We start from the raw sequence: 23,704 nt of genomic DNA on the forward strand, positions 1-23,704 counted from the left end.
TTGTGCGGGGCACTCAGGAACGCTCCGGCGGTGCCTTGGGGTCGAGCAGATGGGCCGCCTGGCTCGACCCGGTCGAACGGAAGTACCCCATGACGGTCGCCACGCTGCGGTGCCCCGTCATGGCCATCGTGTCGGCCAGGGGCACGTTCTGGGAGGCCGCCTCGGTGACGAACCCCGACCGCAGCGAATGCGCGGAGTAGTCTTCGGACAGTCCGGCGGCCCGCGCGCGTTCCTTGACGATGTCGCGCACCGCGGCAGGCGACAGCGCATCGGCCAGCTTGCCGCCCTTCAGCACCCGCCGGAACACCGGCCCCTCCGTGATACGCGCGGCCTCCAGCCAGGCCTGCAGGGCTTCTCCTGCCATGCCTTCGATGGGTTTGTAGTTTTCCGGCCGGTCGGCCGCGTGCTGGTTGGTCTTGGAATGGGCCAGCACGAACGTGAACGACGACACCGCGTGGCGCCGCAGGTGCTTCATGTCGGCACCGGCGACTTCCGAACGGCGCCGCCCGCCGCTGGCGAACGCGAAAAGGAGCAGGGCGCGGTCCCGCAGGCCCTTGAGTGTCGATAGATCGCAGGTTTCCAGCATGGCCATCAGCGGGTCCTTCGTCAGCGCGTCCTTCTTCCTGGGCAGGTCGCCGCGCTTGCCGTAGGCCCGGCGTGTCTTGGCCAGCAGGTCGCGGACCTTCGCGTCCTGGCAGGGGTTCTCGACCTCCTTGAGCTGGTGGGTTTTCGAGAGCACCGCGATCCGGTGCACCAGCGTGTTGAGGGCCATGGGGCCCGGCTTGCCCTTGAACCCGGCCTGCACCAGTACCGCATCGATCGCGGGCGGCAGTTCGTGAAGCAGCCCGTCGGCCGAACTGCGCTGGGCATGGTCCACGATGAATTGCAGCACCACGGCCGGCGGCACGGGGAGCGTGATCGGCTGCCCGTAGCGCAGGTTGAACCAGGCCGCCCAGTACCGCAGGGCAGAGCGGTAACTGGCCAGGGTGTTGGCCGACTCGCCCTCGCGCATCAGCTCATCGACGGCCTGCGCGGTGGCGTCGGACAGCATTTCCGGTTGCAGCGCCGGGAGGTTTCCCGGATCGGGCAGGGGCATCGGCACGCCAGGACCCGGCGATTTGCGTTTTTTCATACATACAATGTATTGTTTTATACATACCATGTCACGTTATTAACGATAAGAACCTCTTATCGTGGGTAATTTCAAGAAGGGGAGAGGACCATGCCAGCCAAGATGCTGAGAGGGCCGCGCGGCGTGCAGATGGAAGAGGTCTGGGCCGCTGCCGATGCGGTGCTCGCGCTGGGCGAGCGTCCCACCGTCGAAAGGGTGCGGCACCAATTGGGCAGGGGTTCGCCGAACACGGTGGGGCCCATGCTCGACAGCTGGTACGCGACGCTGGCCAGGCGGCTGCAGGCGCCGGCAGACGCTTCAGACCCTGGGGAAGGTGCCGGGGAAGCCTTGCCCGCACCCGTTGCCAGGGCGGCGAAAGCGCTGTGGGCCCGGGCGCTGCAGCAGGCGGACGAATCGGCCACGGCCCGTCTCGCCCAGTCCCGCGCCGGACTGGATGCACAGGCAGAAGCCCTGCGCCTGATCCAGGACGAGCTGGCACGGGAAAAGCAACGCCTGGACGACCGTGGAGAGGCCTACGTGGTCGCCCTGCAGGCCCGCGATGCCCAGATCGCCGAAGCGGCGCGGCAAGCCCAGGAACTGCAGCAGCAACTCCTGGCCTGCCAGCAGTTGCTGGACTCGGCCCGTTCCGACAACACGCAGCTGCGCAAGGCTGCGGACGCGGACCGGAAGCGCCAGGAAGCCCGGGACGCAGACCACCAGGCCGAACGTGCCCGCCTCGAAGAACGGGCCCAGGCACAGGAACGCCGGCTCCACGCCGAGGTGGACCGGGCCCGCCAGGAATCCCGGCGGCTGGCGCTCCAACTGGAAGCCGAGCAGAAGAAATCCGCCAAGGCGCTCTCCGATGCCCAGGACCGGGCGCGGGAACTCGAAGCCCAGGTCGGCACGCTGCATGCCGACAACGCCAAGCTCGCGCAGGACCTGCTGGCGGTCCGGGATGAAGCCCGGCAACTGCAGCGCGAGCTCGACGACCGCAGCAGCGAGATGCTGGCCATGCTGAGTGAGTTGAAGGACAGGTTGCCGGTCAGCCCATCTAAAAGGAAAGCGATCCCGGCAAGGATCAGGAAGGCGAAGGAGTGAAGGGCCTGAAAGGTGGCCGGGGTGTGCAACGGCCAAACTTCCACTTCGTGTAGCATATGTTATTTGACATAATATACATCGTATCTAGTAATGAAGCGTGGCCGGCATCGGCGTTTCGACCCGGACACCCGCGCCCAGCTTGCCCAGCGCTTCCGGGCCATGTACCGCAACCTGGGGCTCGATCTGGCCGGCTGCGCGCAGATTCTTCACGTCACCGAACGGACTTTGCATAACTGGCAGTCCGGCAAGCACGACATCCCGTATGCCGCCTACCGGCTGCTCAACCGCATGGAGCTGCCCGGCGAGTCCTGGGCCGGCTGGTGCTTCCATGGCTGCAAGCTGTGGACACCCGAGGGCCGTTTGTTCATCCGAGGCCTCAACTGTCAATAGCCGCTCACGAACTAATATTGATTGGTCAGGCTCAAGCGCCGCACACCAGCTAGCATGGTGCTACACGAAAAGGGAGCCAAAATGGAAAAATACATCGTGCTGCGCCACCATCATGCCGCAGGGGCCGCAGATGGCGACGCTGCCATGACGCTCGCTATCCAAGGTTCTGCAGGCGAAGAGCGGACGATCTCGATCAGCACACCGGAGCTGAGCAAAGGCGAGGCGGCTCAATTGGCGATGCAGTCGGACACGCTGATCGCGCCAGCGATGCCGCTGCAACTGATCGATCCGGTGGCCACACCCGAAGCCACTTACGACGATGCGCCATCGGGCGTTGCATGGGGACTCTCGGCCATCGGGGCAGATGTTTCGCCATTTGATGGCCATGGCGTACGTGTAGGCATTCTCGATACCGGAATCGACATCAACCACGAGTGTTTTCTGGGCGTCAAACTCATGACGAAGGATTACACCGGCGAAGGTATTGCCGACACGAAGGGCCACGGCACGCATTGTGCGGCGACGATCTTCGGACGCGACGTCGACGGCATTCGTGTCGGCGTAGCGCGCGGCGTCACCGACGTATTCATCGGTAAGACGCTGGGCAACGCCGGCGGCGACAGCGGCATGCTGGTGCATGCCATCAATGACGCAGTCGATCACGGATGCAGCGTCATCTCAATGTCTTTGGGATTTGACTACACCTCAGTCACAAAGCGGTTGCACGAGGACGGAGGACTGCCACTCGATCTCGCGACCGCAGTGGCACTGCACCGCTATCGCGCAAATACCCGCATGTTCGATCGTCTCGGGGCAATGCTTACGGCGCGTCCGGCCACTGGGCAGCACGAGGTGCTACTCATCGCCGCGTCCGGCAATTCCTCGCGGCGCAACGTTAACCCTACCTACGAGATGCCAGTCATGCCCCCCAGCGAAGCCGACGAGTTCGTTTCGGTGGGAGCCGTCGGGCGCGATAGCAGCGGACACTTCTTCGTGGCGCCATTCTCAAACATCAACTGCACGGTCTGTGGGCCCGGCGTAGCCGTTTTGTCTGCCCAAGCCGGCACGCTCCGTGGGCTCGTCACCAAGAGCGGCACCAGCATGGCGGCTCCGCACGTTGCCGGCGTGGCCGCGCTTCACATCCAGGCCGGCCGGGCCGCGATCTCCAAAGCGAGCCGCTTTCAGATGGGACCTGTGTTCAAAGCGCGATTACTTAAAGGAACCTCGCTCGTGAACTTCCCTCCGAGTGTCGATGAACGCCATATCGGTCAGGGCTTGGTCCTCGCGCCGCTCAAATGACGTCGGTTCTCAGTCCTTTCCGTCCGCTTGAGGTCGAACTCGGCTCTGTATTGGGGTGGAACGACGGCACGAGCCTGAATGTTGTCGAACATGACAAAAACGACGGCATGGTGTTCTATCACGAGCGCATCCATGGCACGCTCATCCACGCCACAATTGACGGCGCCGTCCTGAAACTCATCCAGAATGCGGGACCTAGGCTACCCGATGCGCAACATTCGGCCGAGCTAGCGCGGGCGGTGACTTACCTGTTTGAAGGCTCGCGCTTCGCACACGAGGCTGCGGCGACGTACCTCGGAATCATGTTGCTCGACACCGAGGACGAGCGCAGAACTTCACGGCAACGGCTGCCTGACCAGTACGGCGAGTACTACGACTTCATGAGCGGCTTGGTCGATCCGCACTGCCAGTCGTCGTTCCTACGTTTCCTAGTCGGCCAGTCGATCGCTTTTTTTTGGTTTTCCTCCAACGCGCTCGTCGAGTTCGCTCAGGCGGACTATCGAGGAGAGGCGATCACGCGCGAGGAATTCTGTGCAAACTGGCGTGCCCGCTCCAGTGCGTCGTGGCTGGCTAAGGTCGGCGTTCAAGCCGCCCTCTCTGCTGCGGCCCGGGCAGCGCTTGGCGACAGTACCCTATGCGACAAGATTGGAGTGTCGAATCTGGAAGGCCTCGAGGACGCTTGGCAAGATGATGCCTGGTGGACAAGCCTCGCACGCACAACAGCCGGATTTCTTGAGGAACTGATCAGCAGAATCACATTTGCGTACTTCCTGGATAACTCAGACCTGCGAAGCGCTACGCGAGAGTTGATCGATCCCGTGCAAAGCGAATTTCTTTTCCTGCCGCTCTACGAGCGAGCACATATCCAGTTGATCAGCGTCAGCGATGAGCATCGCCACTCGCCAGACGCAGAGATCAGCCACGCGGCGGCGCTGCGCGAATTCATGGTGGTGGGGCGCACTCTTTCCCACGTCCGATCGCACGTAGGAGTTTCCTCCGTGCACGCCAATTCGACGCTGGGCATGGGTGACCTGGATGCGTTCGTGAGTCGCGAGAACCTCGTGGACATCATGCTGCCGGAATTTGAAACGTCTGAAGACGCTCGCATATGCACATACTCATTCGACCCTTCCGATAGCGCACCGTCCCGTTGGAAGCTGTCCACCGTCTTCCGATGCCGGTCGCAGTTGGCTATCGAACTGCTGCGCAGGATCATGAGGCGGCGCATCGCCGGCGAAACCGCCCCGCATATCGACTGCGTGGTCGCCCAGGCCAAGTACGAGGACGCGTACAGGGTACATGAATGTCTTCTTGCGGAACTGGACCACCCGGCAGCGAATGGCACGTCGCTGACGTCCTCGTACACGGCGTCGCAAGGCAAGGAACTGCTGCAGATGTATGTTCGTGATGACTGGACGCACGTAGCGGGAACATTCGAAGACCGTCGTCCCCCTACAAGTGTTGGCACCATTGACGTCAATATCGCCGGACGCGAGCCCTTCCAGGTAAATGTCGCGCGAGTCGATGGCCTCGTCTGCAACCTGGTCAAGGCGTACCCGCGGCCGGCTGCCCCCGCATTGCTCGCCTACTACGCGAGCTGCTTCCAGCGAGGAGACCTCATCCCGCTCGAGAGACAGCCAGGGAGCGCGGAGTTCCTGCAGGCTGCTCGCCGTGCGTTCATCGCATTCAGCCTGATCTGGCCCACGCTGTAGCGAACACAAGGCTTGCATCTTCAGATCAGAACAGCGCTTTGATGGAACCATCGACGGCGACCAGGGCACAGCCCCTCTCCTTCGACCGCGGTCCATCTGCCGATGGCGAGTCAAAAACTCAGGCCCCGGCAAAACCTGCTTGATGATCTTCACCAGATCGGCGCCGCTGACGGGCTTGACCACCCAGCCGGTGGCGCCGAGCTTCTTGGCTTCATCGCGCTTGCCCTGCTGGCTTTCGGTGGTCAGTGCGTGTGGCTGGCACTGGCGGTACGACCGGCGCACCCGTCGCATGCGGCGCCGCTACTGCTTACTGGAGGCCATCAATCCCAGCTCCGCCAGATCCGTGAAGGTGGCGTCCCCATTGTTGGCCGTGATGTTGAGCCGGTAGTACCGATAGGCCGCCGGCTGCGCGACCGCATAGGTCTTGACCTCGTAGCGTTCGGCGAACTGCTGGGCGCCCTGCACGTCCAGCGTCGTCCAGGCCGCTCCGTCGTTCGAGCCCTGGAACTGCCAGTCCTTCGGATCGCGGGACACCTTGTCGAAGGAACTGGTCACTGTGTAGCGCTCCACGGTGCGAGCGCTGCCGAGGTCGTACCGCAGCCAGCCGGTGGTGCCCGGGTGGAACCACTGCGTCGCGGAGTTCTGGTCGAACGCGCTTCCGGCATTGGCCGCATTGCCCGCGCTGTCCGATGCGGTGCCGCCCACGGCGATGTTCACCAGGGACTGGAGTTGCACCGGTGTGGCACTGTCCTGGGGCGAGCTGGCGCTCGTGCCGGCGGAGTTGGTCGCGGTGACGGTGTAGTAGTAGGTCACGCCATTGCTCACGGAGGTGTCCGTGTACCGGGTACCCGCGACGTTCGGCGCGATGACCTGGTAGGGGCCGCTGCTGGAGGTGGCGCGCTGGACCGCATAGCGTGTGGCACCGAAGGATGCCTGCCAGCGCAGCGGCACGGCGCCGTCGCCCGGCGAGGCGAGCAGCATGGCGGGGGCCTCCGGGACGGTCGCGGGTGCGCCGCCATCGCCGCCGGTGACCTGGACGTGGCTGAAGGTGGAACGGTTCAGCGTGCCGTTGGCATTCGAGGACACCACCAGGCCGACATAGATCGTGCCGGGTACCGGCGCATCCATGCGGCCGACATCCGTGGCAGCCCAGTTGGTGCCGTCGGGCGAGACATAGCCGGTGATCATGTTGCCGATGCGCTCGAGCTTCACCCAGTACGACGACGCCCCTTCGGGAAGGTCGTGGGCCTTGTTCGCATAGTTCAGCCCGCCATAGACGGCGAGCTTCGCCATGTTCTGTTCGACCTGCCTGCGGCTGGTGAGCGCCATCCAGGCACGCGGCGCGCCGGGCTCGAGGCTGGTGCGCACCATCACGCCCGCCTTGGCGGAAGCGCTGCTGTTCTGGACCGACTCGACCTTCGCGATGATGGCGCCGTCGCCGGCCATGGCCTTGTAGGTGAAATGGGCGCTGTCGCCCGTTGCCCAGATGTCGGAGCCCGCCCCCTGGATGGTCCATGTCCCGCTGGCGTAGGTGGCCGAGCCCGGGGGCGTGGCGCCACCGATGTCGATGTTGCTGAATCCTGACGTGATGGAGGCCGTGGCAGGCAGGGCCAGCGCCGGTGCAGGCGCCGCCCTGGAAGTGTCGGTGTCCTTGAGGAACATGAAGCTGCTGCCATCCACCGGCATCCACAGGCGCCTGCGGGCGATGAACGGCGCCTGCAGTCCCTTGCGCAGCACGTAGGCGGCATGGATCTGCTCGAGCGCGATGTTGCCCCCGTTGGCGCCGCGCCAGCCATGCTCCGTGACGTCGGTGGCGTAGTAGCGGTCCGTGGTGCCGAAGGGCAATGCCGCCGTCGGGACGAGCTCGTTCACCCGTGCGAAATACTCCCCCGCGGCCAGGAGGCGGTCGTCCAGGTCGGAGTAGATGTCGATGCCCTGCTTCCACAGCGCCTCGGCAAGCATGGTCAGCGACCGCAGCTGCCCGTAGGCGTGGCCCTGGTCACGGAGGGAGTCGCCGAGCATCCCGATGTCGTTGGAATTGCGCAGGCCGATATGCGCGAGCGTGCGGACCTGTTGGACCACCGTGTCCAGGGTTTCCGCGTCGTCGTTGAAGATGGACAGCAGCCCGAGGGAAACGAGGGCCAGCGCGCCCTTGTTGGCCGCCCCGAACTGGTTCTCGCCATAGGGGTTGGAGGCCGGTACCAGGACATCCTTGAAGTACTTCTTCACCGTGGCGGTGTCGGCTTCCTTCCATCCCGACCAGGTGCCGCGCAGGATGTCTGCGCCCCCCACGAACATGTAGGCATAGTCGCCCAGGTCGAGCATCGACTCGCGGCCCGAGAACTCGGTGTGCTGGGTGGCCCAGGCCAGCAGAATCTCGCGGGCCTTCCTCGCATAGTCTTCGTTGCGGGTGAAATACCACATCCGCGACAGGTTCCAGATGGCAACCATGTCGTTGCGCCAGGGCCAGAGATTCTCGTCCGGGGCGCGGCTCACCTTGGCGAACGGGCCTTGCATGCGGTAGGTCAGCTGGGCCTTGCCGTCTTTCGACAGGAGATCGAAGGCGGATTTCCAGGGTTGCCGGCCCTGATCGACGTATGACTTGAGCGTTTCGAGGTCCGAGCGGGTGAGCGGCGCACCGGGGTGGGCGAAGACGCGGGCCTGTACGGCCTGGCTGGCCTGGACGGCCTGGATGTTCTTCGCCGTGCCCTCCGTGATGGCGGGAGCTCCGGCAACGGGTGCCTCGGCGCTGGCCGAACCGGAGCCGCCCTGCCCTCCGCCACACCCCGCGAGCAGGAATGAGCACAGCACGAGGGACGCGGCAGCGGTGCGGTTTTTTTGAAACATGGATTCCCTTGTTGGAATGATTGTGGAAGTCGCGGGCCCGATTCGACCGGGGCGGGCGAATTCTGGCATTGGCCACTGCACTCAATACCCGTGGGGGCCTGCAATTTATCTACCGGACTGCGCATTCGATAAATGCCGCCAATGGGTCGTCTTGCACGGCATTTATTTGCATAATTTTTATTTATAAGAATGAATATCAAAAATATCCATCCGGCGCGTCCGCCCTCTTCCACTTCAGGCCATCCGCTCAAGGATCGCAACGGGATTACACGTTATTACCTGACGCATGGAAAACCATCGGCATTCCCTATCATGCCCATGCCAATCCGGCATTCAAGGAGGAGCTTTTCATGAAAAAGCTGTTGCTCATCGCTTCGTTACTCGTTTCCATTTCCGGTGCGAATGTGTTCGCCCAGGCACCGTCATCCGGCGATGCTCCCGCAGCCGTCGCGGGCAAGCAGGATGGGGCCTCGCACAAAGACACGGAACAGGCGGCCAATGTGGAATGCGACGTCAATGCGACCGTCCAGCAGTGCTGCTCTGCCGCCAAATGCCAGGGGAAAGTGCTCAGCAATCGCGATGCCCACAACTGCAAGGACAAGTCCAAGGGCAAGAGCTGGCATGCGGCGGCGCAAGGGGGACAGCCCGCTGCGTGCCAGCGGATGTAATCGGCTGGCGACCGGCCCTATCCGGCCAGCGGCGGCAGGACCTGTGGTAACCAGCAGATCCTGCAGGACGACGATGCCGCTGCCGGCGCACCAGGGCTCCCGGTCTCTCCGCAGCTGACATACCGCTCATACTGCGACTTCGTGTCGCAAGGGGCGCTGGTGCCCGGCGCGAGCAGCACCACGATGTAGCTCAATCGCTGCTCCGCCGAGGCCAGAGCATGCCAGCCTGCCGCCTCAGAAGGAGTGGGTCAGGCCGACGGTGAACGCGGTCGAGCTTCCTCCCGGCGTCGGCACCGGCGACGACAGCCCGCCGATGCCCGCGAAGGTCATGGTGTTGCCGCCCTTGTTGTTGATGCGGCCGACCTCGCCATAGAGGAACGTACGTTTCGACAGGTTGTACATATAGCCCGCAGAAATCTTGCTGGCCTCGCGGCTGGTGTTCTTCACCTCGTAGTACGAAGCCTGGACCCGAACGGTATGTGGGCCGAACGGCGCGGTCGCCCCGACATTGAAGGTGTCGAAACGGAAACCTGGAATCGCGCCGCGCCCGGCCATCTGCTCGCGCTGGAAGAATGCCAAAGGCCTGATGAAACCGAAGTCATAGGCTGCACCGATGTTGGCGGTCCTGTAATCGGCCGCGTAGAAGGAAGTGCCGACGGTACGGATGGCGTCCATCTGCTGGCCATAGGAGACGGAGACGTTCAGGGGACCGCCGGCATACCCGCCGCGCAGGCCCAGGTAATTGCCGCTCTTGCTGGTCGCCGCATTGGCGGCGCTGTTGCTGATGCCGCTGGCGTTGGCTGTCGGCACGGTGTTCGACGGGCGTTCGCCGAACGCATATTGCACATGGCCGTAGAAACCGCCCAGGGTGGCCGGCAGGAAATACGCCACCGCATTGTTGACGCGAAAAGCATTCTGGTTGGCACCGGCGGTGGAGACGCCCGGGGTTTCCATCTGGCCGACACCACGCGAGCCGGTGACGTCGAAGGTGTATTGGTTGACGAAATGCGCGGCGAAGTCACGGCCCATGCGCAATTCACCGAACCGGCTGCTCAGGCTGATGGTCGAGCGGCGCTGGAAATCGAACCCGGTGGTCGCACTGGCGCCGCCGCCGGTATCGTTCTGCACCGCGCCTTCCAGCCGGAAGCTTGCCGCCCATCCGTCCCCGAGGTCCTCGGTGCCTCGAAAACCAAGGCGGCTGGTAGTATTGCCGCCGGTCACGAGGCCGGCCATATGGCCGGCGCCGGTGGACTTGATATAGCCTGCGCCGGCATCGATAGTGCCGTAGATCGATACCGAGGACTGCGCCGCGGCACCGCCCGATGCCGAAATGACCGCCAGGACCATGAAAGACTTTTTCACATCGATTCTCCAGAAGTGGACTCGTTGCAGTCGGGCCGAGGCGGTGACGAAATCCAATCATCGCAGTCACCCCATTCCCATTCGGATACGGCTCGAACCAAGGGTCATTGGATTTGAAACCATACGGGTGCCATAGAAAACTGTCAGTTCTTATAGTTGTGGCCCGCCGCCGCGCCGAACAGAATTCCGCAATCATCGGAAGCCTCGTGCATCAGGAGAAAATGAATGTCGGCGAGCCACAGCAGTCGGGAAGGTTATGCGCCTTACAGGGAACATCGCACCTGGTATCGAATCACTGGAAATCCCGCCTCGGATAAAACACCGTTGGTGATCGCACACGGCGGCCCCGGTTGCACCCACGACTACCTGCTGGCATTCCAGGACCTGGCGGACGACGGGCGCCTCGTCGTCCATTACGACCAGCTGGGCAACGGTAGGTCCAGCCACCTTCCCGAGGCGCCCGCCGGTTTCTGGACGATCGAGCTGTTTCTCGAAGAACTCGACAACCTGTTGTCGCACCTCGACATATCCGATTCCTACCACCTGCTCGGTCACTCATGGGGCGGCATGCTCGCGGCGGAACACGCAGTGCGGCAGCCTGCCGGCCTGCGGGCGCTGGTCATCGTGTCCTCGCCCTCCTCCTTCCCGGTCTGGGTGGCCGAGGCGCTGCGGCTGCGCGCCCACCTGCCGGCGCCGGAGCGCATGGCCCTGGAAGAACACGAAATATCCGGAAGATTCGACCACCCCGATTATCTGAAGGCCACCGAGGCTTTTTATCGGCGCCATGTCTGCCGCCTGCCCGAATGGCCCGACGAGGTAAAACATACTTTTGCCGCCATCGAAGCCGACCCGACTGTCTATCACACCATGAATGGTCCCACGGAATTCCATGTCATCGGCAGCCTGAAAGACTGGCAGATCGACGACCGGCTGAATAGCGTCGTGGCACCCACCCTGATTATCTCGGGCCGTTACGACGAGGCCACTCCCGCATGTATAGCGCCTTATGCGGCGCTGATTCCCGGCGCACGTGCCGTCGTCATGCCCGACTCATCCCATATGTGCCACCTGGAAGAACGCGGTCCCACCATGCATGCGGTGGCGAGCTTTCTGGCGCAGCACGAATCCTGAACGGGAAAACCGCGATGATTTCCTCCCCCCATTTCGCCGTGGTGCAGCTTTGCAGCACCGCCGATGTTTCCGCGAACAACGCCGCCATCGCCGAGGCGATCGCCGAAGGCGCTGCGCATGGCGCGCAGATCGTGTGCTTTCCGGAGGCCGCCAACCTGCTGCTGCGCGATAACCTGCGGTATCCGGCGGTTTGCGTGCCCGAGGCGGATGACACCACGCTGGCGCTGTGCCGCTCGGCCGCGCGCCGCGCAAAGGTCTGGGTGCACACCGGGTCTCTGCTGGTGCGCACCGAGGACGGCCAGCGCGTGTGGAACCGCAGCCACCTCGTCTCGCCGGAGGGAGAGGTCGTCGCGCGTTATGACAAGCTGCACACCTTCGACGTCGAACTGGGCGGCGCCGGTACCTTCCAGGAGTCCGCTGCGGTACGTCCGGGCGAAAACGGCCCGACGCTGGTGGGCATCGACGCACTCGGGCTGACGCTTGGCATGAGCATCTGCTACGACCTGCGGTTTCCCCATCTCTACCGCTGCCTGGCGCAGGCGGGCGCCAACGTACTGCTGGCGCCCTCCTCCTTCTCGGTGGTCACCGGGCCGCTCCACTGGGAAACCCTGCTCAAGGCTCGCGCCATCGAGACCGGCAGCTACGTCGTGGCGGCGGCACAATGCGGCGAACGCGACGGCGTGAGGGTATACGGCCACAGCCGCGTCATCTCGCCCTTCGGCGAGGTCATCGCCGCGGCCGGCGACACACCGGCCATCATCTACGCCGACATCGACCCCGAGCGGGTGCGGCAGACCCGCGTGCGGCTGCCCAGCCTGACGCGCGGCCGCACCCTGGGCGAAGTCCGCCATATCCAGGTGCCGGCCGCCGCACCGGGAGCACTGCCGTGAGCCGCCGGCAATGGCTGGTGCGCCTTGCCCGTGCGCTGCTGACCTTCTGGTGCGTGGTCACGCTGACCTTCGTTGTGCTGCGCCTGTCAGGCGACCCGGCGGTGGCCATGCTCAGCCCGGATGCGCGGGCCGACGAGATCGCACAGTTCCGCAAGACCTGGCATCTCGATGATCCGCTCGGCACACAGTACCTGAGTTACCTGTCTCACCTGGCGCAGGGTGATTTCGGCATGTCCTACCAGGATGGTCGGCCCGCCTGGGCCAGCGTCCGCGAAAAACTGCCCAACAGCGTGACGCTCGCGGGCGCCTCCTACCTGATCGCCATCCTGGTCGGCATCCCGGCCGGCATCGTGGCCGCGGTGAACCGTAACGGCTGGATCGACCGCGCCGTGATGTCGCTGTCGGTCTTCGGGTTCGCCATGCCGAGCTTCTTCCTCGGCGTGCTGCTGATCCTGCTGTTTTCCTTCACCCTGCGCTGGCTGCCCAGTTCGGGCGTCGGCGGATGGCAGCACCTGCTGATGCCGGCCGCCACCCTCGGCCTGTACATCGCCGGCACGCTGGCGCGCTTCACCCGATCCGCCATGCTCGAGGTGCTGGGGAGGCCGTACGTGCGCACGGCGCGGGCCAAGGGCGCCAGCCCGCTGCGGTGCATCTTCGTGCATGCCCTGCCCAACGCCGCGATTCCCATCGTCACCGTCATCGGCCTGAACGTCGGCGCCATCGTCGGCGGTGCGGTGGTGGTCGAGACGGTCTTCGGCTGGCCCGGCATCGGCCGGCTGCTGGTGGCCGCCGTGTCGGCCCGCGACCTGTCGCTGGTGCAACTGCTGGTGCTGATGCTGGCCTGCATCATGGTCGGCGCCAACCTGCTGGTCGACCTGCTGTATGCGGTGCTCGACCCCCGCGTGCGGGTGCAGCGATGAAACGGCCGCGCGCGTTTCCCCTGCCAGTGGCGCTGGCCCTGGCGCTGCTTGCCGCCCTGCTGCTGTTCGCGCTGTTCGGCGCCGCCCTGGCGCCCGCGGGCGGAGGGCATTTCAACCTGGCGACCCGCCTGCTGCCCCCGGTCGGTTTCGGCGGCGAAGCCGGGCATTTCCTCGGCACCGACGTGCTGGGGCGCGACCTGGTCGCCCGCCTGGCATCGGGCGTGAGGGTGTCCCTGCTGGTCGCGCTGGCCGGTACGCTGGTCGGCGCCATCGCCGGCATCCTGGTCGGCCTGGCGGCGGCACACCTGCGCGGATGGGTCGACCAACTGCTGATGATGCTGGTCGATATCCAGTCGTCCCTGCCTTTCATCCTGATCGCGCTGACGCTGCTGGCCTTTTTCGGCAATTCGCTGCTGCTCGCCGTCGGCCTGATGTCGCTCTATGGCTGGGAACACTATGCGCGGATCACCCGCGGCATCGTGCTGTCGGCACGGGCACAGCCCTATGCCGAGGCGGTGGTCACGTTGGGCGCCTCGCCCTGGTGGCTGTACCGCCGCCATGTGTTCCCGAATATCGCCAGTGCGCTCATCGTCCAGCTGACGCTCACCTTCCCGCAGATCATTCTGCTCGAATCTGCACTGAGCTTCCTGGGGCTGGGCATACAGCCGCCGCTGGTGAGCCTCGGCCAGATCATGGGTGACGGCCGCGATTCCCTGTCGACCGCCTGGTGGATCTGCGTGGTGCCGGGCATCCTGATTCTGGCGATGACCCTGGCCATCAGCATCGTCGGCGACTGGCTGCGCGACCGGCTCGACCCGACGCTGCGTCCTTCCCCGACCGCCACACTGCGACCCGCGCAAGGCGGCTGAACCGACATGAACCTGACACGACGCACACTGATCGCCGCGGCCGCCGGTACCCTGGGCGGGCTCTCGGCGGGCTGCCGACCCGGCAAGGCCGGCACGGCCACCACAGGAGGCACGGCCCCGAAGGCCCGCGGCGCCCGCCCCGACATCACCATCGCGGTCGAGGCGCTGTGGCGCAACATCGCGCCGGTCAGCGGTATCTCGAACCCGGGCATCCGCATCTTTCCGAATGTGTACGACCGGCTGATCGAGGTCGACTACCTCCGCGACCCGAGCGGCCGCACCCTGGCTCCGCGGCTGGCGACCACCTGGACACGCCAGGACCGCACCTGGACCCTGACGCTGCGCGAAGACGTGCTTTTCCACGACGGCAGCCCCATGACCGCCGAGGATGTGGCCTTCACCCTGTCCGCCGAGCGGCTCTGGGGCCCTCATGCCCACGAGCCGCGCGGCCGCACCTACGCCGCCGGTTTCGTCGATGTGCGGGCGGTGGGCAGGTACACGGTGCAGGTCACCACGCGTGAACCCGACATCCACCTGCCCGGCAAGCTGGCCGGTTATATCGGTTATGTGGTGCCCAAGGCCGACTACCTGCGGCGCGGCGTGGACGCGTTCGGCCAGGCCCCCATCGGCACCGGCAGTTACCGCGTCCGCGCATACAAGAGCAGCGAGGGCGCGGTGCTGGAGGCTTTCGACCGGCACTGGAGCGGGCCGCCACCGGCGAAAAGCCTGCACTTTCGCCTGGTACCCGAATACGCCGGGCGGCTGGCGGGGCTGGCGACCGGTGAGTTCGATTTCATCACCTCGATCCCGACCGATGCCGAGCACCAGGTGCGGGCACTGGCCGGCACCACGCTGCTGGCGCGGCAGATCAACAACTATCCTGCGGTGGCCTTCAACTGCCGGCCCGACCCGGCGGACAACCCGCTGGTGGACGTGCGCCTGCGCCGCGCACTGGCGTGTTCGGTGGACATGCCGGCCATCGCCCGGTCATTGTTCCACGGCGAAACGTTTTTCCCCGATCCCCCTTTCAACTTCCCCGAGTACGGCGACTTCTACGACCCGAAGGCGCAGGGCATGCACCCGTACGATCCGCAGGCCGCGCGCCGCCTGATTGCTCAGACGGCCTATCGCGGCGAGCCGCTGATCTGGCACGTGACGCGCAATTTCTGGCCCAACTATGACGCCGCGGCCGAGATCATGGCCGCCATGTGGCAGGACGTCGGGCTGAATGTGCAGGTGCAGTTCCTCGACAACTTCCAGCTGAGCTACAAGCGCCCTTTCCATCTGCTGTCGATTTCCGGCGGCACCAGCTTCATTCCCGGCGATCCGTACCAGCCGCTCTGGCTCGACTGGGGCCCCGAAGGCCTGCATGCGACCGCCGCCTGGCGACTCTGGGAACCGCCGAGCGACTTCGTCGAGCGAGGTCGGGCCTATGCAGCGGCCGTGGCCCTTGCGGACCGGCAGCGCGAAGCCCGGGCGCTGGCACGGCGCTGGGAACAGGAAATGCCGGGCCTCTATCTGTGGCGCTCTGTCGCCAGTTGGGCCCATGCAGGGCGTTTCCGGTGGACCCCGGTGCCCGAGTTCGAAATGCGTTTGTACGGCGGATACCTGCACACATGACAAAAACCCAGATCCTGGAAACCACCCCGGTGCAGACCTGCGCCGAAGCCGTGCTGTCAGTGCGCGGCCTGGGCATCGCCCTGCCGGGCGCCGCCGACCGTTCGCATGCAGTGCGCGACTTGTCCTTCGAGTTGCGGCGCGGCCAGACCCTGTGCCTGGTGGGCGAGTCCGGCTCCGGCAAGTCGATGACGGCACTGGCCCTGATGGGTCTGCTGGACCCGGCCCTGCGGATCGAGACCGGCCAGGCGCTGTTCGAACAACAAAATCTGCTGGCCCTGCCCGAGCGGGCACGGCGCCGCCTGTCGGGCCGGCGCATCGCCATGATCTTCCAGGAGCCGATGGCGTCGCTCAATCCGGCGCAACGGATCGAAACGCAAATGGCCGAGGTGTTCCGGCTGCATACCGATCTGCCGCGGGCCGAGGTGCGGATGCGGGTGCTGCGGCTGCTCGACGACGTCGGCCTGCCCGACCCCGAGCGGCTGGCGCGCGCCTATCCGCACCAGTTGTCGGGCGGCCAGTGCCAGAGGGTCGCCATCGCCATGGCGATCGCGCTGGAACCGGCAGTGCTGATCGCGGACGAACCGACCACCGCGCTGGATGTCGGCAACCAGCGCCAGGTGCTCGAGCTGATCGCCGGATTGCAACGGCGGCTGGGCACCGCCGTGCTGTTCATCACCCACGACTTGGGCGTGGTCGGCCAGATCGCCGACGAGGTGGTGGTGATGCAGCACGGCCTCGCGGTCGAGAGCGGACCGGTCACCGAACTGCTCGACCGCCCGCGCCACGACTACACGCGCCGGCTGATCGGTGCCATGCCCACGCTGACGCCGCGCCCCGCGCGCCCCAACACCCGGACATTGGTGCTGGAGGCCCGCGGGCTGGGCAAACGTTATGCGAGCGGTGCCCGTACCGTCGTCGCCCTGGACGATGTCGAACTGTTGCTGCGGCGCGGGGAGACGGTGGCGGTGGTTGGCGAGTCGGGGTCGGGCAAGTCGAGCCTGGCCCGCGCCGTCGTCGGGCTGATGCCGCTGGACACGGGCACGGTGCGGGTGTCGGGCGAGGCCTTCAGCGGCGTCGATGCACGCAGGCTGCGCGGCCTGCGCAAGCGGGTGCAGATCGTCTTCCAGGACCCGTACAGCGCGCTCGATCCGCGTCAGACCGTCGGTGACGCCATCGCCGAGGGCGCGATCATCCATGGCATGCCGCCGGCCGAGGCACGGCAGCGCGCCGCCGGCTGGCTGGAGGCGGTCGGCCTGAGCGCCCGGGCGGCGCAGCGTTATCCGCACGAATTCTCAGGCGGCCAGCGGCAGCGTGTCTGCATCGCCCGGGCGCTGGCGGTCGAGCCGGAACTGCTGATCGCCGACGAGTCGGTGGCCGCCCTGGACGTGTCGATCCAGCAGCAGGTGCTGGCCTTGCTCGCCGAACTGCAGGCCCGCCTGTCCTTCGGCCTGCTGTTCATTACCCACGACCTGCGGGTGGCCAGCAGCATCGCCGACCGAATCGCCGTGATGCACCAGGGGCGCATCGTCGAGACGGCGCCGCCGGACCTGCTGTTCTCGTCGCCCCGCCATGCCTACACGCGCCAGTTGCTGGCGGCGCTGCCGAAGCGCCGGGACTGATCCAGGGTCAGGCCCGGTCCGCATCGAGAGAACGGCGCACCAGTGCGCTCGCACCGCTGAGCTCGCCCAGGGCCTGCCCTTCAAGCACCTGCCGGCGCAGAGAGCCGGCGAAATCCTGCATGCCTTCGGCCCACGCGGCCAGCGCTTCGGCCTCGGCACGCGGCAGCACCATGACGCCGTCGGCGTCCGCCACCACCGCGTCGCCGGCCTGCACTACCAAACCTCCGCAGGCCACAGGGCGGTTGAGGCTGCCGCCCCAGTCGAGCAATCGGGTGGTGACCGGCGAAGTGCCGGTGCACCACGGCGGAAAGCCGCTGGCGGTGATCTCGTCGAGATCGGTGCAGGGACCGTCGATCACTGCGCCGGCTGCGCCGGCACGCTGCGCCGCGGCAGTCACGATGCCGCCCCAGCAGGCATGGCGGGTGTCGCCGAGCCGGTCGATGACCAGCAGGTCGCCCGGCCGCAGCTGTCCCAGCGCATGGTGCAGCAGGGTCGAGTCGGCGCCGGGAATGGACAGGGTGACGGCGGTGCCGACCACCCGGTGCCCCCGCTGCACCGCCTTCAAGCGGTGCGACATGAGGTACCAGGGCACGGCGTGCCCGAGGGTCGAGGTATCGATGGTGGCCAGCCGGCGGGCCAGCGCCTCGCCCAGCGGCTGCGGTGCGGGGGCGATGCGGTAGCGGGTGAACAAGCGGACGTCGCTCATGCGCCGGCTCCCCCGAGTTGCTGCAGCGCGCCCTGGCGCAGCAGGGTGACGTCCGAACCCACGGTGACAAAACCGTAGCCACGTGCGGCCAGCGCCGCCAGGCCGTGGCCCGGCAGCAACGTGCCACCGAGGGCGATCTTCGACTCGCGGCAGCGCCGCTCGGCCTCGGTCCACAGCTCGATGAACTCGGGGCTGTCGTACTCGCCGGGCCTGCCTATGCTGGCGCTCAGGTCGAGCGGGCCGATGAAGAGCAGGTCCAGGCCCTGCACGGCGGCCATCGCGGGAATGGCCTCGACGCCGCGGGCCGATTCGATCATGGCAGCCACCAGGGTGTTGCGGTCGGCGTGCGCGGCATAGGTGCCGGCGTGGGCGCCCCAGGCTGCCGCCCGCGAAACCGTGTAATGCAGTCCCCGGCGACCGAGCGGCGGGTATCGGCAGGCATCGACCAGGCGCTCGACCTGCTCGGCGGACTCGACGTTGGGCGCCAGAATCCCCTCGACGCCGGCATCGAGCAGCGGCTTGATGCGATCCGAATCGAAGCCCGGTACCCGCGCCAGCATGGTCGGCGCGAAGGGCGCTGCAGCACGCAATTGCTCGATCGCCGTCTCCAGGCCGGAAGGCGAATGCTCCAGATCGATGATGAGCGCTTCGAGCGGCATGTCGGCCAGCACTTCGGTGACCACGGGCGAACCCATGAACAGCCAGCAGCCGGTGCAGATGCGGCCCTCTGCAAGGGACTGCAAGACACGGTTGGATTTCAGCGGAGGTGGCATAGACATAGTCCTGATGGAAGGGGGAAAGGAAATACGGCAGACGGGGGCGCCGCGTAGCCGTGGCATGCAGATTGCTTCGATGGATGGCGAAAGAAAAAAGCGTGGAGCCCCTCCTAGGGATTGCCAGCTTGTGCCCCCCGGTTCGCGGGATTTAGAGCGGCTAACACCACCGATCCACGAAGCGCGCGCAGATGATCGCTGCCGCCAGTTTCAATAGCGCTTCGTGGATGTCCAGCCGCCTCTCGAATCGGATGCGCAGCTTGCCGAAGCCTGCAAACCATCCGTGCGTTCTCTCCACCACCCACCGATGCCGACCCAGCCGCTCGCTGCTTTCGATGCCTCGTCTGGCAATCCGGCTGGCGATGCCCCGCTGTCTCAGGAAGACACGGCAGCGCTCATAGTCGTAGCCCTTGTCGGCGTGCAGCTTCGATGGCCTGCGACGCGGCTTGCCCTGCAGTCCCCTGACGGCTGGCAGAGCATCGATGCATTTCTCGAACATCATCGAATCGTGCCGATTCGCACCACTGACCAGCACCACCAGCGGAATGCCCCGCGCGTCTACGACGATGTGCCGCTTGGAGCCGAGTTTGCCTCTGTCCGTGGGGTTGGGCCCTGTTTCCTGGCCCCCCGGGGGCTTGGTACCGACGAGCCATCGATGCTTGCCCGGCTCCAATCGATCTGGTCGTGCTCGCGCAGGCGCACCAGCATGGCGTGGTGCAGCTTCTCCCACACCCCGGCAGCGTTCCAGTCGCGCAGCCGCCGCCAGCACGTCATGCCACTGCCAAAACCGAGTTCCTGCGGCAGGTCCTCCCAGGCGATGCCGGTGTGCAGCACGAATAGGATGCCATTGAGTGCGGCTTCATCGCTGACGGTGCGCTTGCGCGCCCCGCCTTTGGCCGAGGGCACGAAGGCCGGGATGAGCGGCTGCAGCTGTCGCCACAGTTCTTTGCTGACGGGTCTTCTTGCCATGAGGGCGCCAAGCATAGCTGCTTCGCGCTGGGCTATGAACAGGTCGTGTTAGCCGCTCTTATTCTGCGCACCAAAGTGGTGAAAAGGCGGACAACTTGATGCACGCTGAGATGAAAATCATCGAAAAACCCCTGGTCCACGACGATTCGGCCGTCAGCCTCTGCATCGACCAGACGTTTTCCGCAGCCCGCGAAATCGGATTCGATGCGGCCATCTATGATTTTTCGCCGGTCTCGATGACGCCGGAGGGTGTCTTGATGACACCCAGCGTTCTCGAATACCGGAATATGCCGGGGCCGATGCGCAAACTCTGGGTCGAACAAGGCATGTACCAGGTCGATCCGGTGCAGGCGCTGGCCTTGCGGGGTTCGGGTGCATTTTTCTGGTCTTACCATCAGGACGAGGAATCGGTGCTCCAGCCCATGCTCGATGGTGGTGCGCGAAGCGTTTCCAGTGTTCTGACCGAATGGCGCATGACGCGTGGCGTCACAGTGCCGCTGCATATGCCGGGCAATCGTTTCGCCACCCTGACAGCCATGTGGCAGGACGATAATTTTGCGCAGAAGAAGATGTCTCTGGTGGATTCGGTGATGCGGCTGGCGTACATGGCCCATATCCTGAACGATCACTTGCTGAAGGTCTTCACGAAAATCCAGTTGACTCCCCGTGATGTCGCACTGTCCGACAGGGAGCATGAATGTGTATTGCTGGCCGCCGAGGGCATGCCCAGCAAGCAGATTGCGGCCCGTCTGAATCGCGCAGAATCGACGATTGTTTTCCATTTGCAGTCGGCGGCACGCAAACTCGGCGGACGCAACCGTGCGCAGATGATTGCGCGGGCCGCCCATTTTGGATATTTGTCACGAAGCCCTGGTGCCCGGGCATTGCAGTGAAAGTGAATCAGGCACCTGCCCTGATTCTTCCACGGCGGCCGCTGGAAAAAACTATCAGTTCTGATAGTTGCTGCGGCCATGGCCTGCGCGCAGGATCGGTGTTCCGAACGCCCTCCGCAGTCCGTACTGCCAGGAATGAGAAATCAGGAATGCCCGTGAAACCGTTTTTCGACGCCCCGGCCGTCATCACGGCCGCCGTGACCCTGCTGCTGAGCGCCTGCGCTCTGGCACCCCGCGCTGAACGGCAGGCGCGCATCACGCCTCCTACCGACTGCAAGGCCTGGGTGGGTGTTGACCGCAATGCAGAACTGCCCGGCTATCGCATCACCCAGGCGGACGGCCGGGCCGCCTGCGTTCCCCTGCTGCTGACGGCCCACAGGCCGCCGCCGGATTATCGCGGCGATTATGCGGTGGACGAGTTCACCGACGAGAAGCTCAAGGCCCGCTGGTTGTCGTGCAAGGCCGATGCCGCCTGCCGAGCCCGCATCGAAAAGGACATGCAGCGCTGGCTGCCGCCCAACAAGGCCCGCGCCACGCGGGTGACCGGATGGGTCAATCCGGTCGGCAAGATCGACCCGGACGGCCCAGTGGATCTGCGTGATATCCGCCGGCCAGCTTTCTTCGCCCGCGCACCTTATCTCGAGAGCATCGCGCAAGCCGATGCGCGAACAAGCGTCGTCGAATTCACCGTGCCGCACGATCCTCTGGAAATAAACAGACTCGGCATGACAGGTGATATCAAGCTGCGTGGCTGGTATATCGAGGGGCTGGGCGTGCCGGATGCGAATGGCGTGAGAAAACGCGCGTTGGTCATTGCAAGTGCCGGCGGTGGTGACCAGATCACCGCCATTCAGGACCCGTCGGATGTGGCTGTCACCGTCGATCCGGCGACGGGGCGTGCGCGGTTTCAGCGTTTTCCCAATGCCACGACCGAAGGTTTTGGCATGAGGACCTGGCGCGAGCATCTCGATGCGCTGAACCGCGCCGGTTTCGATGTGCTGGCTTACGACCGGCGCGGTGAAGGACTATCGGGCGGCTTCAGCGACACCAACACGCTGGAGCAGAGTGAGGATATCTTCCGGGTGCTGGAGCAGATGGAAAACGGGGCCGGCATGCGGCTGCTGACAGCGAGCGGGGAAGAACTGGAAGGTGCCGCGGCGCGTGGCCGGCTGATGGCAGGCATGAAGGCTCGCGAGATTCCGCTGCTGCTGCTTGGATATTCCCGTGGCTCGATGACCACCGGATGGGCCATGACCAAAAATTATGCCGGCGGCTGCAGCTATGACATGCCGACCGTCGTTTGCAGTCCAGCCAGGCATTTCGACAATATCAAAGGCGCCTTGCTCTATTCACCCTTTACCGCAGGCGCTGCTTATCTGCCCGATGCGCCAGACCTGGCCGACCGCAACCTGTTCCTGGGCGGGATGGCGGCGGAAAACTATGTGCAGTTCTATCCGAACTCGGCCGTACTGGCGCACATGGACCGATGGCCGGCGGCGTTTTTCGCCAAGGGCCTCTGGGACCGGGCGGAATCGCTGGAAGGCACCGTGGCAGCCTATGACCGGATCCGCGGACTGAAGGAAATCGAAGTGGTCCGGGGGCCGCACCAGATATCGATCTGGCCGAAGACGGAAAGCGATCGCATACGCGATCGGATGGTCGCCTTCGCGGTCGCGGCGGTCAATGACCAGAAAACGCTCCCAGTGCCGGGCGCCAGCTGGAGCGACCTGCGCGGGCTGGTCGCCACCACGCCGGACGTCTGGGAAACCTCTTCGCAGCCGCGCTAAAAACCATCGCCGCGTCATCCCGGCATTCGCAACGCCGACCCGGGCTCCAGGTGATGTTCTGGTCACCCCTCACCGCTCGATGAGTGGTCGAGAGCCACGTTCGGCAGGCGCGCCATCCGTGGGCGGCACCCGCACGGCAGCCTGGGTTCCCCCTCGCCCCTCCACCACCCGGCGTGCGCAGGCCACCAGTTCCTGCACGAACGCCAGCCGCGCCGAGGAGCGCAGCCACAGCATGCCGAAGCGGCGGGACTCGCTGGCGCCGGGCAATGGCAGGCGCACGACGCTGCGGCCGTCCGGCCAGTCCAGGACCGTGTCCGGCACGACGGCCACGCCGAGGCCGCGGTCCACCATCATGGCGATGGCCACGAGCGAACTGAGCTCGAAGCGTTCCTGCGGCACGATGCCGGCCTCGCGCAGGTAGCGCTCCACCATCTGGCCGCCCCCCAAGCTGCGGTCGTAGCGGATCAGCGGCTGGGTGCGAAGCAACTCGTGCGCGTTTTGCTGGGCCAGGTGGCGCGGCGCCAGCAGGACGAGAGGCTCTTCGCGCAGCAGGGCCCAGCCGAAGGTCTTGGCCAGGGCGAAGCTGGGGTGCAGGCACACGGCGGCGTCCAGCCCGCCTTGCTGCACGGACTGGTAGAGCTGCTGGGTGGTGCCCGACTGCAGGAAGACCCGCACATGCGGCAGGCGCTGCGAGAAATCCGCCAGGATGTCCGGCAGCAGGCTGTGCAGGGCGGTGTTGATGGTGCCGATCGCGAGTTCGCCGGAGGCGCCGGCGTCGTTCACATGCGCCCTGGCCTGACCCAGTTCGCGCAGCAGGAGCGGTGCGCTGCGTGCGAGGCGGTGGCCCGCGGGGGTCGGTGCCACGGTGCGGCCCGCGCGCGCGAGCAGCGGCACCTGGAATTCGCGCTCCAGGCTGTGCATCTGCTGCGCAACGGCGGCGGCAGTGAGGTTCAGCCGGCGCGCGGCCTCCGCCATGGAGCCGGTCTCGACCACCAGCATGAAACTCTGCAAGTAGCTGGTTTCCATAAAGCAACATTTTC

General features: G+C 65.5%; 20 protein-coding genes. 13 read left to right on the forward strand and 7 right to left on the reverse strand.

What is annotated here, in order from left to right; genetic code table 11:
* Positions 1-13 precede the first annotated feature (13 nt).
* On the reverse strand, positions 14-1,096 hold the full coding sequence (locus ACAV_RS12270) for a site-specific integrase (protein ID WP_013594896.1): 1,083 nt from the start codon (positions 1,094-1,096) through the stop codon (positions 14-16).
* 126 nt (positions 1,097-1,222) lie between these two features.
* Between ACAV_RS12270 and ACAV_RS25180 the strand changes: the two genes are divergently transcribed.
* The 4 genes from ACAV_RS25180 to ACAV_RS24910 all read left to right on the forward strand — a co-directional run bounded on the left by ACAV_RS25180 (position 1,223) and on the right by ACAV_RS24910 (position 5,610).
* On the forward strand, positions 1,223-2,209 hold the full coding sequence (locus ACAV_RS25180) for a DNA-binding protein (RefSeq protein ID WP_013594897.1): 987 nt from the start codon (positions 1,223-1,225) through the stop codon (positions 2,207-2,209).
* A gap of 159 nt (positions 2,210-2,368) precedes the next feature.
* Positions 2,369-2,599, forward strand: a complete 231-nt coding sequence (locus ACAV_RS12280) for a DUF3653 domain-containing protein (RefSeq protein WP_157768763.1) — start codon at positions 2,369-2,371, stop codon at positions 2,597-2,599.
* Between the two features lie 81 nt (positions 2,600-2,680).
* On the forward strand, positions 2,681-3,898 hold the full coding sequence (locus ACAV_RS12285; RefSeq protein ID WP_013594899.1) for a S8 family serine peptidase: 1,218 nt from the start codon (positions 2,681-2,683) through the stop codon (positions 3,896-3,898).
* Positions 3,895-5,610, forward strand: coding sequence for a hypothetical protein (locus ACAV_RS24910; RefSeq protein ID WP_013594900.1), 1,716 nt, complete (start codon positions 3,895-3,897; stop codon positions 5,608-5,610). The genes ACAV_RS12285 and ACAV_RS24910 overlap by 4 nt, the downstream gene beginning before the upstream one ends.
* Before the next feature lie 300 nt (positions 5,611-5,910).
* Here the strand turns inward: ACAV_RS24910 and ACAV_RS12295 are convergent, their stop codons facing one another.
* Positions 5,911-8,457, reverse strand: a complete 2,547-nt coding sequence (locus tag ACAV_RS12295) for a discoidin domain-containing protein (protein ID WP_013594901.1) — start codon at positions 8,455-8,457, stop codon at positions 5,911-5,913.
* A 68-nt stretch (positions 8,458-8,525) separates the two neighbouring features.
* Between ACAV_RS12295 and ACAV_RS24625 the strand changes: the two genes are divergently transcribed.
* Entirely contained in the window at positions 8,526-9,125 is a 600-nt protein-coding gene (locus ACAV_RS24625; RefSeq protein ID WP_157768764.1) for a hypothetical protein, read from the forward strand.
* A gap of 234 nt (positions 9,126-9,359) precedes the next feature.
* On the opposite strand, the gene ACAV_RS12305 is transcribed toward ACAV_RS24625, so the two are convergent.
* Positions 9,360-10,487: a porin gene (locus tag ACAV_RS12305; RefSeq protein WP_244875465.1), complete on the reverse strand. Its 1,128-nt coding sequence runs from the start codon at positions 10,485-10,487 to the stop codon at positions 9,360-9,362.
* A 225-nt stretch (positions 10,488-10,712) separates the two neighbouring features.
* On the opposite strand from ACAV_RS12305, the gene ACAV_RS12310 reads away from it, so the two are divergent.
* The 6 genes from ACAV_RS12310 to ACAV_RS12335 are packed head-to-tail and all read left to right on the forward strand — an operon-like array spanning position 10,713 to position 17,536.
* Positions 10,713-11,618, forward strand: a complete 906-nt coding sequence (locus tag ACAV_RS12310) for a proline iminopeptidase-family hydrolase (RefSeq protein WP_013594904.1) — start codon at positions 10,713-10,715, stop codon at positions 11,616-11,618.
* 14 nt (positions 11,619-11,632) lie between these two features.
* On the forward strand, positions 11,633-12,508 hold the full coding sequence (locus ACAV_RS12315) for a nitrilase-related carbon-nitrogen hydrolase (RefSeq protein WP_013594905.1): 876 nt from the start codon (positions 11,633-11,635) through the stop codon (positions 12,506-12,508).
* On the forward strand, positions 12,505-13,428 hold the full coding sequence (locus ACAV_RS12320; protein WP_013594906.1) for an ABC transporter permease: 924 nt from the start codon (positions 12,505-12,507) through the stop codon (positions 13,426-13,428). Before ACAV_RS12315 ends, ACAV_RS12320 begins: the two co-directional genes overlap by 4 nt.
* Positions 13,425-14,297, forward strand: a complete 873-nt coding sequence (locus tag ACAV_RS12325; RefSeq protein ID WP_013594907.1) for an ABC transporter permease — start codon at positions 13,425-13,427, stop codon at positions 14,295-14,297. The genes ACAV_RS12320 and ACAV_RS12325 overlap by 4 nt, the downstream gene beginning before the upstream one ends.
* Positions 14,298-14,303: 6 nt before the next feature.
* Positions 14,304-15,917 carry an ABC transporter substrate-binding protein gene (locus tag ACAV_RS12330; protein WP_013594908.1) on the forward strand — a complete coding sequence of 538 codons (1,614 nt, stop codon included), beginning with the start codon at positions 14,304-14,306 and terminating at the stop codon, positions 15,915-15,917.
* On the forward strand, positions 15,914-17,536 hold the full coding sequence (locus ACAV_RS12335) for a dipeptide ABC transporter ATP-binding protein (RefSeq protein ID WP_013594909.1): 1,623 nt from the start codon (positions 15,914-15,916) through the stop codon (positions 17,534-17,536). Before ACAV_RS12330 ends, ACAV_RS12335 begins: the two co-directional genes overlap by 4 nt.
* Before the next feature lie 7 nt (positions 17,537-17,543).
* Here the strand turns inward: ACAV_RS12335 and ACAV_RS12340 are convergent, their stop codons facing one another.
* The 3 genes from ACAV_RS12340 to ACAV_RS24120 form a co-directional block, all read right to left on the reverse strand.
* The gene (locus ACAV_RS12340) at positions 17,544-18,242 is read right to left on the reverse strand and encodes an RraA family protein (protein WP_013594910.1); all 699 of its coding nucleotides are present in this window, start codon (positions 18,240-18,242) and stop codon (positions 17,544-17,546) included.
* The gene (locus ACAV_RS12345) at positions 18,239-19,015 is read right to left on the reverse strand and encodes an HpcH/HpaI aldolase family protein (protein WP_013594911.1); all 777 of its coding nucleotides are present in this window, start codon (positions 19,013-19,015) and stop codon (positions 18,239-18,241) included. Before ACAV_RS12345 ends, ACAV_RS12340 begins: the two co-directional genes overlap by 4 nt.
* A 160-nt stretch (positions 19,016-19,175) precedes the next feature.
* Positions 19,176-19,984, reverse strand: a protein-coding gene (locus ACAV_RS24120) for an IS5 family transposase (RefSeq protein ID WP_167539399.1) whose coding sequence is annotated in 2 segments (ribosomal slippage) — positions 19,176-19,654 and positions 19,654-19,984 — 810 coding nt in all. Because the reading frame shifts where the segments join, the coding sequence is not laid out codon by codon here.
* 110 nt (positions 19,985-20,094) lie between these two features.
* Between ACAV_RS24120 and ACAV_RS12360 the strand changes: the two genes are divergently transcribed.
* Together ACAV_RS12360 and ACAV_RS12365 are read left to right on the forward strand one after the other, a co-directional pair.
* On the forward strand, positions 20,095-20,877 hold the full coding sequence (locus ACAV_RS12360; protein ID WP_225975836.1) for a LuxR family transcriptional regulator: 783 nt from the start codon (positions 20,095-20,097) through the stop codon (positions 20,875-20,877).
* A gap of 149 nt (positions 20,878-21,026) precedes the next feature.
* Positions 21,027-22,664, forward strand: coding sequence for an alpha/beta fold hydrolase (locus ACAV_RS12365; protein ID WP_013594913.1), 1,638 nt, complete (start codon positions 21,027-21,029; stop codon positions 22,662-22,664).
* Between the two features lie 69 nt (positions 22,665-22,733).
* Here ACAV_RS12365 and ACAV_RS12370 read toward each other — a convergent pair whose 3' ends face one another.
* Positions 22,734-23,690 carry a LysR substrate-binding domain-containing protein gene (locus ACAV_RS12370; RefSeq protein ID WP_013594914.1) on the reverse strand — a complete coding sequence of 319 codons (957 nt, stop codon included), beginning with the start codon at positions 23,688-23,690 and terminating at the stop codon, positions 22,734-22,736.
* Positions 23,691-23,704: the final 14 nt, after the last annotated feature.

It is taken from the genome of Paracidovorax avenae ATCC 19860 (assembly GCF_000176855.2).
Classification (GTDB): Bacteria; Pseudomonadota; Gammaproteobacteria; order Burkholderiales; family Burkholderiaceae_C; genus Paracidovorax; species Paracidovorax avenae.

Coding starts and splice junctions, on each gene's coding strand:
- ACAV_RS12270 (WP_013594896.1), bottom strand. CDS start 1,096: ATGCCCCTGCCCGATCCGGGAAACCTCCCGGCGCTGCAACCGGAAATG.
- ACAV_RS25180 (WP_013594897.1), top strand. CDS start 1,223: ATGCCAGCCAAGATGCTGAGAGGGCCGCGCGGCGTGCAGATGGAAGAG.
- ACAV_RS12280 (WP_157768763.1), top strand. CDS start 2,369: ATGTACCGCAACCTGGGGCTCGATCTGGCCGGCTGCGCGCAGATTCTT.
- ACAV_RS12285 (WP_013594899.1), top strand. CDS start 2,681: ATGGAAAAATACATCGTGCTGCGCCACCATCATGCCGCAGGGGCCGCA.
- ACAV_RS24910 (WP_013594900.1), top strand. CDS start 3,895: ATGACGTCGGTTCTCAGTCCTTTCCGTCCGCTTGAGGTCGAACTCGGC.
- ACAV_RS12295 (WP_013594901.1), bottom strand. CDS start 8,457: ATGTTTCAAAAAAACCGCACCGCTGCCGCGTCCCTCGTGCTGTGCTCA.
- ACAV_RS12310 (WP_013594904.1), top strand. CDS start 10,713: ATGTCGGCGAGCCACAGCAGTCGGGAAGGTTATGCGCCTTACAGGGAA.
- ACAV_RS12315 (WP_013594905.1), top strand. CDS start 11,633: ATGATTTCCTCCCCCCATTTCGCCGTGGTGCAGCTTTGCAGCACCGCC.
- ACAV_RS12325 (WP_013594907.1), top strand. CDS start 13,425: ATGAAACGGCCGCGCGCGTTTCCCCTGCCAGTGGCGCTGGCCCTGGCG.
- ACAV_RS12330 (WP_013594908.1), top strand. CDS start 14,304: ATGAACCTGACACGACGCACACTGATCGCCGCGGCCGCCGGTACCCTG.
- ACAV_RS12335 (WP_013594909.1), top strand. CDS start 15,914: ATGACAAAAACCCAGATCCTGGAAACCACCCCGGTGCAGACCTGCGCC.
- ACAV_RS12340 (WP_013594910.1), bottom strand. CDS start 18,242: ATGAGCGACGTCCGCTTGTTCACCCGCTACCGCATCGCCCCCGCACCG.
- ACAV_RS12345 (WP_013594911.1), bottom strand. CDS start 19,015: ATGCCACCTCCGCTGAAATCCAACCGTGTCTTGCAGTCCCTTGCAGAG.
- ACAV_RS12360 (WP_225975836.1), top strand. CDS start 20,095: ATGAAAATCATCGAAAAACCCCTGGTCCACGACGATTCGGCCGTCAGC.
- ACAV_RS12365 (WP_013594913.1), top strand. CDS start 21,027: ATGCCCGTGAAACCGTTTTTCGACGCCCCGGCCGTCATCACGGCCGCC.
- ACAV_RS12370 (WP_013594914.1), bottom strand. CDS start 23,690: ATGGAAACCAGCTACTTGCAGAGTTTCATGCTGGTGGTCGAGACCGGC.